We start from the raw sequence: 15,641 nt of genomic DNA, 5'->3' as shown, positions 1-15,641 counted from the left end.
GTTTAATACGGTTCGATTAGAACTTGTATTCCATACCGATTGCTAGATAATCGTTATCTGTTGTTTCGTCTTTCTCTTGCTTAGTGTAGAAAGCGAATAACTTAGCATTTTTATTTAGTTTGTAATCAACACCTACTGATGTTGCTACTTTGTCATCTTTGTCTGCATCGTACTCAAGTACTTGGTACTGTGCCTTTAACGTGTAATCGTTAATCTTATATGCTGCATTTACTAAGAAACCATCTGCAGACTCAGAACCGTCTACTTTTTCTTGTGTTTGGTACATTGCACCTAGTTTAAAACCAGCTACTTTACCTTGGATTGAACCACGAACAACATCATAGCCTTTAACTTCGCTGTCCATCGCAACTGACGCATAAAATGCTGATTTCTTAAGACCTTGGTCACCATAAGTTACTGCTGCTGAGTAACCGTTATCAGCGTCAGCTGAATCTTCAGCAATTACAGAACCAATTACTTGGAAGCCACTGAACTTAGGTGTTTTATAAGTGATTGAATCACCCATACGGTTCTCACCTTTAAAAACGTTTTTGATATCGCCTTCAAGGTCATTGAATTGGTCAAGTTTACCTTGAGATTGCTTTAATGCAGTATCGTTACGACCGATTAATACTTCACCAAAACCGCCTTGTAAACCAACGTATTGATTACGTGATTTTAGATGGTCATCACTGCTGTCTGCTGCATCAGTCATATCAACTTGCCATTCAAGCTTGTAAACAACTTTTAAGCCTGACTCTTCGCTGATAGTTTCACTACCTTTTACACCAAAACGAGACGCGTTACTTTTGATTTCAGTGAATGAACCTTCGCCTTCATCACTGTTTTGAACTGTAACATTTGCCTTACCATATACGTTTACATCTGCCATTGCAGGTGCTGATAATGCTGCTAGTAAAGATAAAGCAAGGGGAGCCTTAACATTTTTCATGTGAAAACCTCTAAAGAGAAAATTAAATTTGTAATCAATTTGAACGAAGCGAAGTTTGTCATCACTAAGTGACAGAAATATTACACCTGACACTTTTTTTTCATTTTTCTGTATTTAAATTGTCACTATGCGCGAATTCACTCGCTTTAAAGGCAATAATTACATTAAAAAAAATGACATTTAGCTGTCATGTTTCTGTATAGGTACAATAAATTGGCAAAATATCTTCACAGAGTGTATTTCTGCCACTAAACTAATCGCTAGAACTAAAATAAACATATCGATGTACAGTGCTACCTAAACTATTGTTAATTGAAGACAATCCTTCTATTTCGAAAATACAGCGTCACGTTGCTCTACGTATTGGCTATCAAGTTGATGTTGCTGATTGTCTCGCTTCAGCAATAGATTTAATTGAAGTGAACGATTACTTTTGTGCTGTAGTAGATTATGTTTTACCTGATGCACCAAACGGTGAAGCAATTCCACTGACAATTGGTGCCTCTATTCCAACCATTGTTATGACAGGTAAGCTCGATGATAAAACACGAGATACCGTAATGCGTTATCCAGTGGTTGACTACATCACAAAAGAAAGTCGCCAAGCGTATCTTTATTTAGAGACGCAATTAAAACGCCTACCTCGCAATGAAAATGTACGTGTTTTAATTGTTGATGACTCAAAAAACACCCGAAATCACATTAAAAATCTGTTATTACGCCATAAATATTTAATCGCTCAGGCAAGTGATGGCGTGATGGCATTAGAGCAAATCGAAAAATTCGACGATATCAAAGTCATTATTACTGATAACGAAATGCCGAATATGGATGGCGTTACTTTAACCAGTAAAATTCGCGAAAAATTTAACTCAGAAGACAAAGTTATAATTGGTATTTCAGGCACAGATGATAACCGCGTATCGGCTAATTTTTTGAAAAATGGTGCCGACGATTACCTGCGAAAGCCATTTTATCCAGAAGAGTTTTATTGCCGAGTTAGCCAAAACTTAGATATGCAAGAAAACATCGCGACCATTCGTCGCCAAGCTAATTCAGATTATTTAACAGGCCTACCAAATCGCCGCTACTTCTTCGAACAAGCGAATAACCTACTAAAACGACAAAAATTTGCACACCAAGTTGCTATGCTTGATATCGATTTTTTCAAATCAGTAAACGACAACTATGGTCATGATGCAGGTGATTTAGTGCTTAAAGAAGTTTCGCGCTTATTCGATACCATGTTTGGTAAAGAGCACTTAATTGCACGTTTAGGTGGTGAAGAGTTTGCGGTTTTATTTAGCGATGACCAGCATCAGCACAACCAAGCATTGTTAGAACAATTTAGAGATACCGTTAGCCAACTGGAAATAAACCACCAGCAGCAAACCTTAAAAGTAACGATTTCAATTGGTGCAATTGTTGAAGATACGCAAAGCACCGATGAACTGCTTAAGCAAGCCGATATCTACCTTTATCAAGCAAAGGAACAAGGCAGAAACCGACTTATTATTGGTCAATAATTTATTGTTTACTGCGTTTAGCGTTACGATACGAATCAAAGCTAAAGAGTGCTAATGCAGACCAAATAAAACCGAAAGTGATCATGCGATCAACACTGAAGGTTTCACCGTAAAACAACACCGCTAATATAAACATTAAGCTTGGACCAATATATTGGAAAAAGCCGAGAGTTGAATACTGAATACGACGCGCTGCAGCAGTAAAACACAAAAGCGGTAAGGTAGTTACAATACCTGCACTCACTAACAATAAATTAAGAGATAAGCTATTACTGGTTAAATCACTGGTTGGTGTTGCTAGTCCCCACCAATAAATCAGTGCCACAGGCAACATAAATAACGATTCAATTAATAAACCTGGCAAAGTGTCTACAGGCAGTTTTTTTCGAATTAACCCATAAAGCGCAAACGAACTTGCCAAACTAAACGCAATAACCGGAAACGAGCCAAAGCTTACAAGTTGAATGACCACCCCCGTTACCGCAAGCACTACTGCAAAAAGTTGTAATTTTCTTAGTCGCTCAGATAAAAACACCACACCTAATAGCACATTCAGCAACGGGTTGATGTAATACCCTAAACTGGCATCTAAAATATGATTATTATTTACTGCCCAAATAAATAATCCCCAATTAAAACCGAGTAATGCGGCACTTACTAGCAACCAACCCGCGGTTTTCATATTAAAAAGCGCAGCGCGTACAGCATGCCATTTTTTTACAGCGGTCAAGATTACCAAAAGAAATAACACTGACCACACAACGCGGTGTAATAAGATTTCCATCGCAGCAACATGATCGATTGCTTTGAAATATATAGGTGCTAATCCCCACATTAAAAATGCAGCGATGGCAAATATCACACCTTGCTTTTGACTTTGCATATCAAGAACTCATCAATTCAGGGAGCGCCAGTTTAGGGATCTGCTCTATTTAAGTAAAGACAGCGCGACAAAAAGACTTTAGAATTAGCGCTCGTTACACGTGCAAGTTTGCCAAGTAAACGCAGATAACATAATGCCAATCAAATACATCTTAATGTAATGGATAATCAACTAGCGACCCAACATATTGCCGAACACAATAACCCTCACACGGTGTTGAATTCCGTTTTCGGTTACAAACAGTTTCGAGCAGGACAAGAGCAAGTTATCGAGGCCATCCTTGCGGGTCAAGATTGCTTGGTATTAATGCCAACGGGTGGTGGTAAATCATTATGTTATCAAGTGCCTGCATTGCTACTTCCCGGTATTACCATCGTAGTGTCACCGCTTATTTCACTAATGCAAGATCAGGTTGCGCAACTGAAAGCGCAAGGTGTCGCTGCAGCGTATATCAATCAAAGCCAATCGCGAGAAGAACAACAGCAAATCTATCAAGGTTTACACCAAGGGCAGATTAAAATCCTATATGTCGCGCCAGAACGCCTGTTAACTGACGATTTTCTCACGCGTTTGCAGCATTTACAGGTCAGCCTATTTGCCATAGATGAAGCGCACTGTGTATCACACTGGGGTCATGACTTTAGGCCACACTACTACCGTTTAGGACAGCTAAAACAGCACTTTAACCATATCCCTGTAATGGCGCTTACTGCAACTGCAGATATTGCCACGCGCAACGATATAGTGATGCAACTTGGCCTTGCTAACGCGCATATTTATACGGGCAGCTTTGACCGCCCAAATATTCGCTACACCATTGAAGAAAAATTTAAACCGCTTAGTCAGTTAATGCGCTTTTTAAAAGATCAAAAAGGGCAAAGCGGTATTATCTATTGCTCAAGCCGTAAACGTGTTGATGATATTGCTGAAAAGCTGGTTGATGCAGGCTATAACGCAGCCTCTTACCATGCTGGGCTTGAAAATGAACAACGCACATTTGTACAAAACGCCTTTGCTCGCGACGATATTCATATAGTGGTGGCGACAGTTGCCTTTGGCATGGGAATTAATAAGCCTAATGTGCGTTTTGTAATTCACTACGATATTCCTAAAAACATCGAGTCGTATTATCAAGAAACCGGTCGCGCTGGCCGTGATGGCCTCTCAGCAGAAGCCATAATGTATTTTGATCCTGCCGATGTACCGCGCGTAAAACGCTTTTTTGATGATATTCCTGATGAGCAACGCCGTAAGGTAGAAGAGCAGCGTTTTAATGCCATGGCAAGTTTTGCTGAAGCACAAACTTGTCGTCGCCAAATATTGCTCAACTATTTTTCAGAATACCAAGGCAAGCCTTGTGGCAACTGCGATATTTGCTTAAACCCACCAAAACAGTTTGACGGTACTGAGCTTGCTCAAAAAGCCTTAAGTTGTGTTTACCGTGTAGAACAAAAGTTTGGCCTAGGTTATGTAATTGAAGTATTACGCGGCGCAAATACCATTCGTATTCGCGAAAACCAGCACGATCAATTATCAACGTTTGGCCTCGGCAAAGATAAATCCGTTGAATATTGGCTGAGCATTTTGCGCCAACTTATTCATCATGGATTACTACATCAAGATATCACGCAATCATCTAGCTTACGCTTAACCGAAGCGGCTCGCCCGGTGCTTAAAGGTGAATTCAAATTACAACTTGCCGAACCACGACTTGAAGTTAAACACGTTTATAAAGACAAACTTGCTCGCTTTAATTACGACAAACAATTGTTTGCCAAATTGCGTGGTCTGCGTAAAGAATTAGCAGATGCAGAAGATGTACCGCCGTACGTGGTATTTAGTGATGCAACCCTTGCCGAAATGGCGCAGCAAATGCCAACTAACGATGCTGAATTCCTAAAAGTCTCAGGTGTCGGATTTACTAAGCTGAGCAAATATGGCGCCTACTTTATGAATGCCATTCGTAATCATTTAACCAGTTAATAGGCAACGTTCAAATGACAACTAAATCGCTCTTTTCTGACCATATTTTAATTACCCCGACTGAGCTTCCAGATGATGAAGAGTTTGAGCTGTGGGCAACTATATATTTACATAATGACGCCATTTCTTCCCTAGAATTTGAACAAGGTGCTGACCGCCACTTAATGCGCTTTAAATTTAAAAACACCTCATTTAATTTAAATTTTGAGCACTACAGCCAAAGTATTTGGATTAATAGCGACAGCCAACAAGACCTCGATTTATTACCTGAGCTCTATTCGTCGCTTTAGTTTTGACATTACTTTTCACCATGCTAGCGTGAGGTAAAACTAAACAATAAGAAGAAATGTCATGCTTAAAAAATCTTTGCTCACACTAGCCTTATTTATCACACCAAGTTGCTTTGCAGCACAAACCCTTATTCACGCTGGCGAATTACTTTACCACGCCGACAAAGCGCCCCTTGCTAAGCAAACCATTATTATCGAAGGCGATAAAATTGTAGGTGTGCAAGCTGGATTTCAACAAGCAACTAAAGACCAAACGGTTATCGATTTATCAGATAGTTTTGTTATGCCAGGCTTAATGGATATGCACGTCCATTTGCAGTTTGAATTAGGCCCTGAAAATGATGTTGAAATTGCCAAAGTATCACCAGAACTTGTTGGCATGCGCAGTGCCTATTACGCAAAGAAAACCCTTGAAGCTGGATTTACAACTGTGCGCGATCTCGGTTCAGATCCGCAATATATGTATGCGCTGCGTGATGCAATAAATAATGGCTGGCTTGAAGGGCCTCGTATTATTGCGGCAGGCGGTGTAGCAATAACCGGTGGCCACCTTGATAGCAGTGGCGTACACCATGAAATGCTTGATAAGTTTGCCTCAAAAACCACCTGCGATGGCCCATATGATTGCCGCAGAGCAACCCGTCATGCAATTAAGTACGGTGCCGATTGGATTAAAGTTGCCGCTACCGGTGGAGTACTCACTGATCGTGCCACTGGTACCGGTCAACAAATGGAAGACGATGAACTTAACCAAGTGGTTAAGGCCGCAAGCACCATGGGCAGAAAAGTCGCTGCACACGCGCACCAAGAAGATGGCATTATCGCAGCACTTGAAGCCGGTGTTGCTAGCATCGAACACGGCTCTTATGCCGGAAAAAAATCATACAAACTCTTTAAGAAAACCGGCGCTTATTTAGTACCTACCTTACTAGCAGGTGAAACTGTGGTAGAGATGGCAAATAACTCAAACTTTATGAGTGATGCAATAAAAGATAAAGCCATTCGTGTTGGCAACGATATGAAAGGTAACTTTTTTAATGCCTATAAAGCGGGCATAAACATCGCTTACGGCACCGACAGCGGTGTATCAAAACACGGCACTAACGCAAGAGAAGCTGTACTGATGGTAAGTGCAGGCATGCCAGCGCAACAAGTAATAAAATCAGCTACTATTAACAGTGCAAAATTGCTTGGTCTAGAAAATAAATTAGGCACCATTGAAAGTGGCAAATTTGCCGACATTATTGCGACCAAAGCCTCGCCATTAAAGGACATTGAGCAACTTATGGATGTTACATTCGTAATGCGTTCAGGCCACAAAATAAAATAATAAATTATTATATTTTAATTAGTTAGAAGCAGCCTTTGGCTGCTTTTTATTTGCTTTAATTTCTGCAAGAGTAAAATTAATGGTATAGAATTAAACTAAACCCAAGTAAAAAGGAGCGTTATGTCAGCATTAAAAATAAGTCGATTTAGCGCGCTTTTCTGCCTATTTTCAACCTCATTTTATGGCTTTACCGCAGCACAGCCAGAAGCTGCAGCTAAGTCTGATATTTTTTCGTTAAGTCAGTGCCAATGGCTTGGCGATAAGCAAAGAAATAGCAAAAATAATTTTAATATTGAGAGCATCGATAACTCACAACTACCTGACGCACCTAATGCCATCATCAGCAATATTCGTCTCGTGCGTCATAATATTTTTGATACCGACAACCCCAAAGAAGATAACTTTTTATTTCGTGGTTTAAACACCCTTAATATTATCACCAAAGAACATGTTATTTTGCAGCAGTTATTGTTCCAACAAGGGGACAAGTACGACAAACAACTGCTGCGTGAATCTGAGCGTATTTTGCGCGATGCTCGCTATTTGTATGATGCAAAAATTGAAGCTGAACTTGATTGTGATGACAATATCGTTGTCACTATCACTACCAAAGAGCTGTGGACACTCACGCCAGAAGTTAGCTATAGCCGTAGTGGTGGTGAAAATAAAACACGCCTCGGCTTTCGTGATACCAACCTACTCGGTTTAGGCAAACGCGTTTCGCTTTCATGGCGCAGCGATGCTGATCGCACCGGTTATACCTTTATTTATGAAGATCCCAATATTTGGGGAAGCCGCTACCGCAGCCGCTTAGAATTTAGCGATAATGACGATGGTGAGCGCATTTACTTTGATTTTAAATTGCCTTTCTATTCATTAGCTTCACAGCAAAGCTATGGTGCTGTCACGTTAGACGATACTAAAGAGTCTCCACTTTATTATCGCGGCGATGTGATCTCTGAATTCAAACAAGAAAACCAAATTAACCAGCTTTTTTATGGGCAAGGTGATAAGTATGGTAATTGGACAAATCGTTGGTTAGTTGGCTGGCAACAAGAAGACTTTAAGTTTGAACAAATTGCCGAAACCACTTTGCCAATAGCCAAAGATCGTTCGCTTAATTACCCATGGGTTGGCTACCAACTAATTGAAGATAAATACATTACATTAAGTAACTTTGACTCGATTGGCCGCACTGAAGATTTAAACTTAGGTTGGAATTTATTTGCACGCTTGGGTTATTCGGACGAAAGCCTTGCCGATGACGACAGCCGGGTTGTACTTGAAGCCAGCGCAGCAAAAGCATTTCACCTAAATGACAGCATGCTATGGCGTTTATATACCGGTTTACATGGCTATTGGAATACTGAACAGCAAAAGAGCGAAAATTTACACGCCTACTTAGATACGAATTTTCTCTATAACAGCAACAGTTATCGCGCATGGTTTGCTAATCTTTCACTTCGCTATGGTGGCAACCTAACAGCTGACCAACAACTGACTTTAGGCGGTGATACTGGCCTTAGAGGTTACCCACTGCACTATCAAGTAGGCGACCGCTCAGTATTACTCAACCTTGAGAAACGCTTTTATTGGGAATACCACTTGTTACAACTGTTTAAAGTAGGTGGCGCCGTGTTTTTTGACGCAGGCCGTGCCTGGTTCCCTGGCGAAAACAACGGCGAAAATGGCCAATTTCTAAAAGACGCGGGCATTGGCCTTCGCCTTGCGCCAAGCCGCGCAACAGCAAAAACGGTCATTCATATCGACCTAGCCTTCCCGCTTGATAAAGACGACGAGATCGATACTGTACAGTGGGTAATTAAAGTAAAAAACCGTTTTTAATTCCCACCAGCATGATTTTTATCTAGCTAATAAAGCTCTCTCAATCACTTGCTAATAAATTAATTTCGCCATGAAAGAATTAGAAACGTTGACTATTATTTTAATATTCAATGTGCTGGAGAAATATCTTGGTTAAAGGTCAAGCTAACAAACTTTTTTGCTGTATCTCTTTCACATTATTGGCATTTCATTTGAATATTGCGCATGCTTCATCCAATCACAAAGTAAAGCTAACTGCTTTTGAATCATGCCCTTACGTTTGTAGCAACAGCAATCAAAAAGGTGTTCTGGTTGACCTTGTAGAATCAATATTTGAAGCTGATAAACGTGAAGTTGAGATTGATATTATGCCTCACTCTCGCGCCTTAAAAATGGTACAAAAAGGGTCTTATGACGGTGTTATAGGCATTTTACAACGAGAGGACTTCTCTTTAATTTACCCATCCAAAAGTATAGGAAGGTATCAATATAATTTTTATAGCTTGAAAGAAGATACTTGGATCTATACCGGCCTAAAATCGCTTTATAACAGACGAATAGGCGTTGAAAAAGGCTCCTCCTATGGCGTTTTTGATTCTTATATAAATAGATACAGTCATTCATCAAAAGAAATCCAACTAATTCATGGTAAAGACGTTAATAACCGTATGATGGAGCTGCTAAAGCTTAATCGCATTGACTCTTTTTTAGCCGACAAAAACACCATTGAATGGCACTCAAATCAACACCCCGTAATAAAAATGCGCGAATCTGGTTCAATTCCAATGGATGATATTTATATTGGTTTTCATGCAAGTAACGGCGCTCATCTTGCTAAATTTGTCACTGAACAGATAAAGCACTTACGTGAATCGGGCAAGCTTACTGAATTATTATCACCTTATGGACTAACTGACTGGGAAAAGTGGACAATAGGTGACTACTCAATATTTGAACAAGACTACCTTGATAACCTCATTAAAAGTAACCCAACAACCTCAATTAAACATTTACCTAAAAGAGTATTAAGACTTAAAGCGTCGGTAAATAAAGACTCCGGTTATTGGGAATATGCACAAAAATTTAAACAACTTGTTGAAACAAATAGCAATGGGGAACTAAGTATTTCTTTGCATTTTGGTGAGTCATCAGAACACGATATTGTTTATGACCTTGCTGAAGGCAAAGTTGATATGGGATTGGTTGCTATCAATAATTACACTCCATTCGCACCTTCCGCAGGCGTTTTTGCGTTACCTTATTTGTTCCCAACACTAGACTCTGCAAAGCAACTAATTAACAGTGAAAAAATGAAAGATATATCATCAAAAGCTGCACTGGAGTCTGGTGTCAGGCCAATATCATTTTTCATTGGCGGATACCGAACACTGCTAAATAATAAATTAGCTGTTAAAACAACTTCTGATTTAGCCAATTTAAAGATTCGCGTTCCACGAAACCAATTAATGATTGAAGCTTTTCGTTCTTGGGGCGTTGAGCCTTATCCAATTGCATGGCCCGAAGTTTACCCTGCACTATCAAGTAACATCATACATGGCATGGATAACCCTTTAAATATAGCAAATGCAGGGATCGGGAAAGAAAAGCTGTTGTGGCAATACTATAAATTTGCGACAAAAATTAAATATTTTCTGTTTACAGCACCGCACCTAATTTCCGAGCAATCATTACTTTCTATGACAAAAAAGCACCGAGATATCGTGCTTGAAGCAGCAAATGAAGCGCAACAATACTCTTGGCGCCAAACACAAACAAAAGAGCTGGAACTTATAAAACAAGCAAAAAACGGAGGTATGATATTTATTGAGCCTTATGATGAGCCATCAGATTGGCAAGCAAAAGCCAAGGCCACATGGCCCAAAATGTATTTTAGAGTTGGCGGGAAAAAGCACGTTGAAGAAACAGTGAAAACAATTAATGGTCAATAGTTTCAGCTTTTCACTTAAATCATAACCGCCCTTAATCTAAACGCTTTTTAAACCGCAGTGACGCAATGATCAAACCAAGCAAGGTAAAGCCCATTAACCAAAGGGCATCAAAGGTCATTTCACTCACTTCCACATCGCGCAGTACAATCGCTCGCATAGCTCGAATGTAATGGGTTGCAGGTAACCCTTCGGCAATATACTGGGCGATTTCTGGCATGCCTTCATAGGGGAACATAAAACCTGAAAGTAAAATCGACGGTAATAGCACAAACACCGTTAATTGCATTGCTTGCAGTTGCGATTTTGCAATGGTCGAAATGATTAACCCTAATACCAAGCTGGCTGAGATAAACAACAAGGTCATCAGAGCAAGCTGTAATAGCGAGCCTACAACTTTGACATCAAACACTAAATAACCCAACGATAAAATAATGGTGACTTGCAGTGCGCCAATAAAAATAAACGGAATAATCTTCGCAAGCATCAACTCAAACGAGCTGATTGGTGTATTAATTAGCATTTCTAAATTGCCCCGCTCTCGCTCGCGCACAATTGCCGCCGAGGTGAACATCACCATGGTCATAGTCAAAATTACGCCAACTAACCCTGGCACAATATTCACAACACTGCGCTGGGCAGGATTGTAATATGGCGTTACCGCAAAGGTGGTGACTTGCCGATTAACAGGCTGCTTCATTAGTTCACCGAGCGGCATATTGGCAAGCCCTTTAATTGCCCCTGTGATCATAGTGTCGGAGCCGTCCACCAGCCATTGTCCAATCGGCCTAACCAGTTGGTAATTACTTGAATTTGGCGTTGCGCTGCCTAGTGCTTGATGGCGAGAAAGACGCTCAGCAACGTCGCGCGGAATAACCAAAACAGCTCTTACTTTCGCTTGCGCCATGGCTTTTTCCGCCAAGCTAACATTAGGGTATTTTGCAACCACTTTAACCGTTTGACTGGCTTCAACCGTTTGTGTGAGTACGCGACCAAGCGCCGAATTACTTTGATCTACCACCGCAACGGGGATATCACGAATTTGTGTATTAATCGCAAAACCAAATAATAACAACTGCACTAAGGGGATCATCACCACCATAGCAAAGGTAGTTTTGTCACGCTTTAGCTGAAGCAGCTCTTTTTTAACAATCGAAAAAATTCGAGATAGATTCATATCGTTTGCTCCCGATTGCGCTCACCCGTTACACTAACAAACACATCTTCAAGGTTCGGACGCACCGCTTTAGCGGCAACTACATCGTCAAATTGTAAAAGCCATGTTTCAGCATCATTAACTGAATTATCAACCAGTACTCTCAACCTTGCGCCAAGCTGAGTAGCAGAATGAATATGCTGATGTGATTCTAAGCTGCGTTTAGTGCTGCGCGAATTGTTCACCTCTACTTCAACAACTTGGCAATTTAGATTCGCCATTAACTGTTCTGGCGAATCATCGGCACGTTTAATGCCTTTTTCTAAAATTGCCAATTTATGGCAGCGCTCGGCTTCATCCATGTAATGAGTTGAAACCAAAATGCTCGTGCCCAACTCACTTAAATCAAATAGCTTCTCCCAAAAATCGCGGCGATTTTCTGGGTCTACAGCAGAGGTTGGTTCATCTAAAAAAAGTAACTCAGGTTTATGAATTGTGGCGCCAGCTAGGGCTAAGCGCTGCTTTTGCCCACCACTCATGCTACCGGCAAGTTGATTTGCTCTTGCTGCTAAATCATAAATTGCTAACAACTCATCAATACGACTGCGTTTATACTGGCCTTTTAAACTGTAAGCATCGGCTAAAAACGCAAGATTTTCTGCTACGGTTAAATCATCATAAAGCGAGAATTTTTGCGTCATATAGCCAATTTTATAGCGCAGTAAATTAGCTTGTTTTGGCAGTGATAAACCAAGTACCGAAACATCGCCACTTGTGGGCATTAACAGCCCGGTTAGCATACGAATGGCCGTGGTTTTGCCGCAGCCATTGGGCCCCAAAAAACCGTAAACTTCGCCTTTATTTATGGTTAAATCAAGCTGATTAACAGCGATTACTTCACCAAACTGTTTGGTTAATCCATTAGCATTTATAACCGCGTCACTCATGGCAGCGTTGCCTCAACTGGCAAACCAGAGGGTAAATCTTTGTATTTTGATGGTAACTGAACTTCAGCAAGATACATTAAACGGGAGCGGTCATACTGATTAAGACCATAATACGGAGTAAAAGCAGCTTCATGGGAAAGCCAACGCACTGTGCCATTTATTTGCTCTGATTGCTCGACAATAGTAAGCGTTAGGCTGTCGCCCACTTTTAATTTTGCCCGCGCTTGTTGTGGCAAATAAATACGCGCGAAAGGTGCTTCGCCAGCAAGCACAATCGCAACAGGGCTACCTAAGGTAACTCGCTCTCCTAAGTTCCAAGGTAAGTTATCCAAAAGACCGTCACGGGTTGCGGTAATATTAAGTTCGCTGAGTAGTTTTTCTTCTGCACTAAGTAACGCTTGCTGGGCTTTTACATTTGCTGCGGCGACTTGTAAATCTTCCACTCGCGTGCCGTTAGTAAGCTCGGTTAGTTGCTGCTTTGCCGCTTCAACATTAGCGGTTGCTGCATCTAAATTGGCTTTTGCACTGTCTAGACTGATTTTAGGTGCGAGATCTTTTGCTACAATTTCAACCGCACGGTGGTAGTTCTGCTGCGCCTCTACCAAGTTGGCTTTATTAGCAGCAAGCGTGGCTTGCGCTCTTGCCACCTCTTCTTCGCGGGCACCGTTTTTAAGTTTAATAAAATGCGCATTCGCAGACTCTAAATCAGCTTTCACTTTAGCAACACGGGCTAATTGCTTAGTATTATCTAATTGCGCTAGCACATCCCCTTGTTTAACCATGCTGCCACGCGCTACTGGCAACGCAATCAACACCTCATTTACCGTTGCCGAATGGGTTATGCGATCACGCTCTAACGTGCCAAGGGCAACACTCTGCTCATCACTGCACCCAGCTAATAAAACGAAAACAAAAATACTAAGCCACGCTTTCATCTGCCTGAACTCCCTATCAAAAATAAAGGCGAGTCTTTAAGCTAGCAAAAAAGCGTGAAAAATAAACTATTTAAATTATGAAAGGCGTGTTTTTAATGAGCAAACATGGGTTACATCAAGTTTGCTCAATATAGAATGGAGAGTTGATATTTAACTCAGGTTAATTAACAGGCTTGTCCACACGCCCAGCCGGAGCTCCATGCGAATTGGAAATTATAGCCCCCGAGCCAGCCGGTGACTTCGGTAACTTCACCAATAAAATAAAGGCCTTTAACTTTATTCGCTTCAAATGTTTTAGAGCTTAATTCGGCGCTATTTACACCACCTAAAGTAACCTCAGCAGTTCTATAACCCTCTGTTCCATTGGGTTTTATTTTCCAGTTATGAATAAAATCAGATAATTGCTCAATTTCAGTATGAGATAACTGATTAATCGCTTTATCAGGAATATCACCACCTGTTACTAAAATTTCAATAAAACGCTTTGGTAACAAACTTCCAAGCATATTTTTAAGTGATTTTTGGCCATTAGATTGACGTTGAGTATGAATTTCACCCGCTAGTTCTAGCTCTGGTAACAGGTTAATTGATACTGCCTGACCTGCACGCCAAAACGATGAAATTTGCAGTATTGCTGGCCCCGATAAGCCACGGTGCGTAAATAAAATATTTTCTTTAAACTGTGTGCCATCTTCGGCTGTTACGATACTCGGTACACTAATACCCGATAAGGCTTCAAAACGCGCCTTATCGTGTTGATGCAGCGTAAAAGGCACTAAAGCTGCCATTGTAGGCAAGACTTCTAAGTCGAACTGCTCTGCAATTTTATAACCGATTGGTGTAGCGCCTAGTTTTGGCATAGTTAAACCACCAGAAGCCACCACCAGCGATTCACAGCTATAGCTTGCTTCACTGGTTATTACGGTAAAACCACTTTCGGTTTTTTCTACGCTCAGTACTTCTTGGCGAAGTTGGATTGTCACCCCTGCCCATTCGCATTCGGTTAATAAAATATCGACAATATCTTGTGCTGAGTTATCACAAAATAGCTGACCGAGTGTTTTGTGATGATAGGCAAGACCATGACGATCAACCAGTTCAATAAAGTCATGTTGGGTATAGCGGCTTAAACACGATTTAACAAAGTGCGGATTGGTACACAGATAATTTTCTGGTGCGGCGTTTTCGTTAGTGAAATTACAACGGCCGCCGCCACTAATCAGAATTTTACGGCCCGGTTTTTTACCCATATCAATCACAGTTACAGAGCGTCCACGGTAACCTGCTTGTGCGGCGCACATTAAACCTGCGGCACCTGCACCAATTACTAATACATCAACCTGAACCATTTTTATTACCCGCTTCGCTATTTTGGCCGCGCATTATAAACAAAAAAAGCCGCATCTGCGGCTTTTTGAATCAATAAAGTAATTATTTTACTTTAGATAAATAATCAGCAATTGCTTCTAGCTCTTCATCAGTAACATTAGCAACCATTGCCTTCATCGCAGAAGCCATGCCATTGTTACGCTTGCCAGATTTAATGTCTTTCATTTGAGCTAAAGAGTACTCTTTGTTTTGACCTGCAAGTTTAGGATAAAGAGGCATAATTGGTGCTTTACCTTCTGCGCCGTGACATGTTTGACACATTTTCGCTGTATAAAGTGCAGCACCATCAGCAGCGATTGCGTTACCAGAAGCCATACCTACAAGTGTTAAAGCAGCTACACTAAGCGTTTTAGAAAGTTTGTTCATATTATAATTCCATCTCAACGGTAAATAATTCTCAATTGCAATATACTTTTGAATCAATAAGTTAAAGCAGTGCTAACCCTATTGTAGACCACTATCATATGGTTTTGTAAAGGC

13 protein-coding genes are annotated in these 15,641 nt (G+C 40.8%); 6 read left to right on the top strand and 7 right to left on the bottom strand.

The genetic code is table 11. The features are described 5' to 3' along the window. Positions 1-16: 16 nt before the first annotated feature. Positions 17-952, bottom strand: a complete 936-nt coding sequence (locus AAEU29_RS18565) for a porin (RefSeq protein WP_421974706.1) — start codon at positions 950-952, stop codon at positions 17-19. 290 nt (positions 953-1,242) lie between these two features. Here AAEU29_RS18565 and AAEU29_RS18560 point away from each other — a divergent pair, with 290 nt between their 5' ends. Continuing rightward, complete coding sequence (locus AAEU29_RS18560; RefSeq protein WP_421974705.1) at positions 1,243-2,478, top strand: GGDEF domain-containing response regulator; 1,236 nt, start codon at positions 1,243-1,245, stop codon at positions 2,476-2,478. Between the two features lies 1 nt (position 2,479). Here AAEU29_RS18560 and rarD read toward each other — a convergent pair whose 3' ends face one another. Further along, a complete protein-coding gene (rarD, locus tag AAEU29_RS18555; RefSeq protein ID WP_421974704.1) occupies positions 2,480-3,361 on the bottom strand; it encodes an EamA family transporter RarD in 882 nt (293 codons plus the stop codon). A 159-nt stretch (positions 3,362-3,520) separates the two neighbouring features. Here rarD and recQ point away from each other — a divergent pair, with 159 nt between their 5' ends. The 5 genes from recQ to dctP all read left to right on the top strand — a co-directional run bounded on the left by recQ (position 3,521) and on the right by dctP (position 10,737). Beyond that, the gene (recQ, locus tag AAEU29_RS18550; protein WP_421974703.1) at positions 3,521-5,344 is read left to right on the top strand and encodes a DNA helicase RecQ; all 1,824 of its coding nucleotides are present in this window, start codon (positions 3,521-3,523) and stop codon (positions 5,342-5,344) included. Positions 5,345-5,358: 14 nt separating this feature from the next. Further along, entirely contained in the window at positions 5,359-5,634 is a 276-nt protein-coding gene (locus AAEU29_RS18545; RefSeq protein ID WP_274762808.1) for a DUF3630 family protein, read from the top strand. Between the two features lie 61 nt (positions 5,635-5,695). Beyond that, the gene (locus AAEU29_RS18540; protein WP_421974702.1) at positions 5,696-6,964 is read left to right on the top strand and encodes a metal-dependent hydrolase family protein; all 1,269 of its coding nucleotides are present in this window, start codon (positions 5,696-5,698) and stop codon (positions 6,962-6,964) included. A 120-nt stretch (positions 6,965-7,084) separates the two neighbouring features. Continuing rightward, positions 7,085-8,809: a BamA/TamA family outer membrane protein gene (locus AAEU29_RS18535; protein WP_421974701.1), complete on the top strand. Its 1,725-nt coding sequence runs from the start codon at positions 7,085-7,087 to the stop codon at positions 8,807-8,809. 191 nt (positions 8,810-9,000) lie between these two features. Continuing rightward, entirely contained in the window at positions 9,001-10,737 is a 1,737-nt protein-coding gene (gene dctP / locus AAEU29_RS18530) for a TRAP transporter substrate-binding protein DctP (RefSeq protein ID WP_421974700.1), read from the top strand. 31 nt (positions 10,738-10,768) lie between these two features. On the opposite strand, the gene AAEU29_RS18525 is transcribed toward dctP, so the two are convergent. The 5 genes from AAEU29_RS18525 to AAEU29_RS18505 all read right to left on the bottom strand — a co-directional run bounded on the left by AAEU29_RS18525 (position 10,769) and on the right by AAEU29_RS18505 (position 15,476). After that, positions 10,769-11,911: an ABC transporter permease gene (locus AAEU29_RS18525; protein WP_421974699.1), complete on the bottom strand. Its 1,143-nt coding sequence runs from the start codon at positions 11,909-11,911 to the stop codon at positions 10,769-10,771. After that, positions 11,908-12,837: an ABC transporter ATP-binding protein gene (locus AAEU29_RS18520; protein WP_421974698.1), complete on the bottom strand. Its 930-nt coding sequence runs from the start codon at positions 12,835-12,837 to the stop codon at positions 11,908-11,910. The genes AAEU29_RS18525 and AAEU29_RS18520 overlap by 4 nt, the downstream gene beginning before the upstream one ends. Then, positions 12,834-13,772, bottom strand: coding sequence for an HlyD family secretion protein (locus AAEU29_RS18515; protein WP_421974697.1), 939 nt, complete (start codon positions 13,770-13,772; stop codon positions 12,834-12,836). The genes AAEU29_RS18520 and AAEU29_RS18515 overlap by 4 nt, the downstream gene beginning before the upstream one ends. Positions 13,773-13,936: 164 nt before the next feature. After that, on the bottom strand, positions 13,937-15,121 hold the full coding sequence (locus AAEU29_RS18510) for a BaiN/RdsA family NAD(P)/FAD-dependent oxidoreductase (protein ID WP_421974696.1): 1,185 nt from the start codon (positions 15,119-15,121) through the stop codon (positions 13,937-13,939). A gap of 82 nt (positions 15,122-15,203) precedes the next feature. After that, entirely contained in the window at positions 15,204-15,476 is a 273-nt protein-coding gene (locus tag AAEU29_RS18505) for a c-type cytochrome (RefSeq protein WP_419182673.1), read from the bottom strand. Between the last annotated feature and the right edge of the window lie 165 nt (positions 15,477-15,641).

The sequence above is a fragment of the Pseudoalteromonas aquimarina genome (assembly GCF_049257255.1).
Lineage (GTDB): Bacteria > Pseudomonadota > Gammaproteobacteria > Enterobacterales > Alteromonadaceae > Pseudoalteromonas.
The sequence above is the reverse complement of the archived record's forward strand: the minus strand, read 5'-3'. Positions and strand labels throughout refer to the sequence as shown.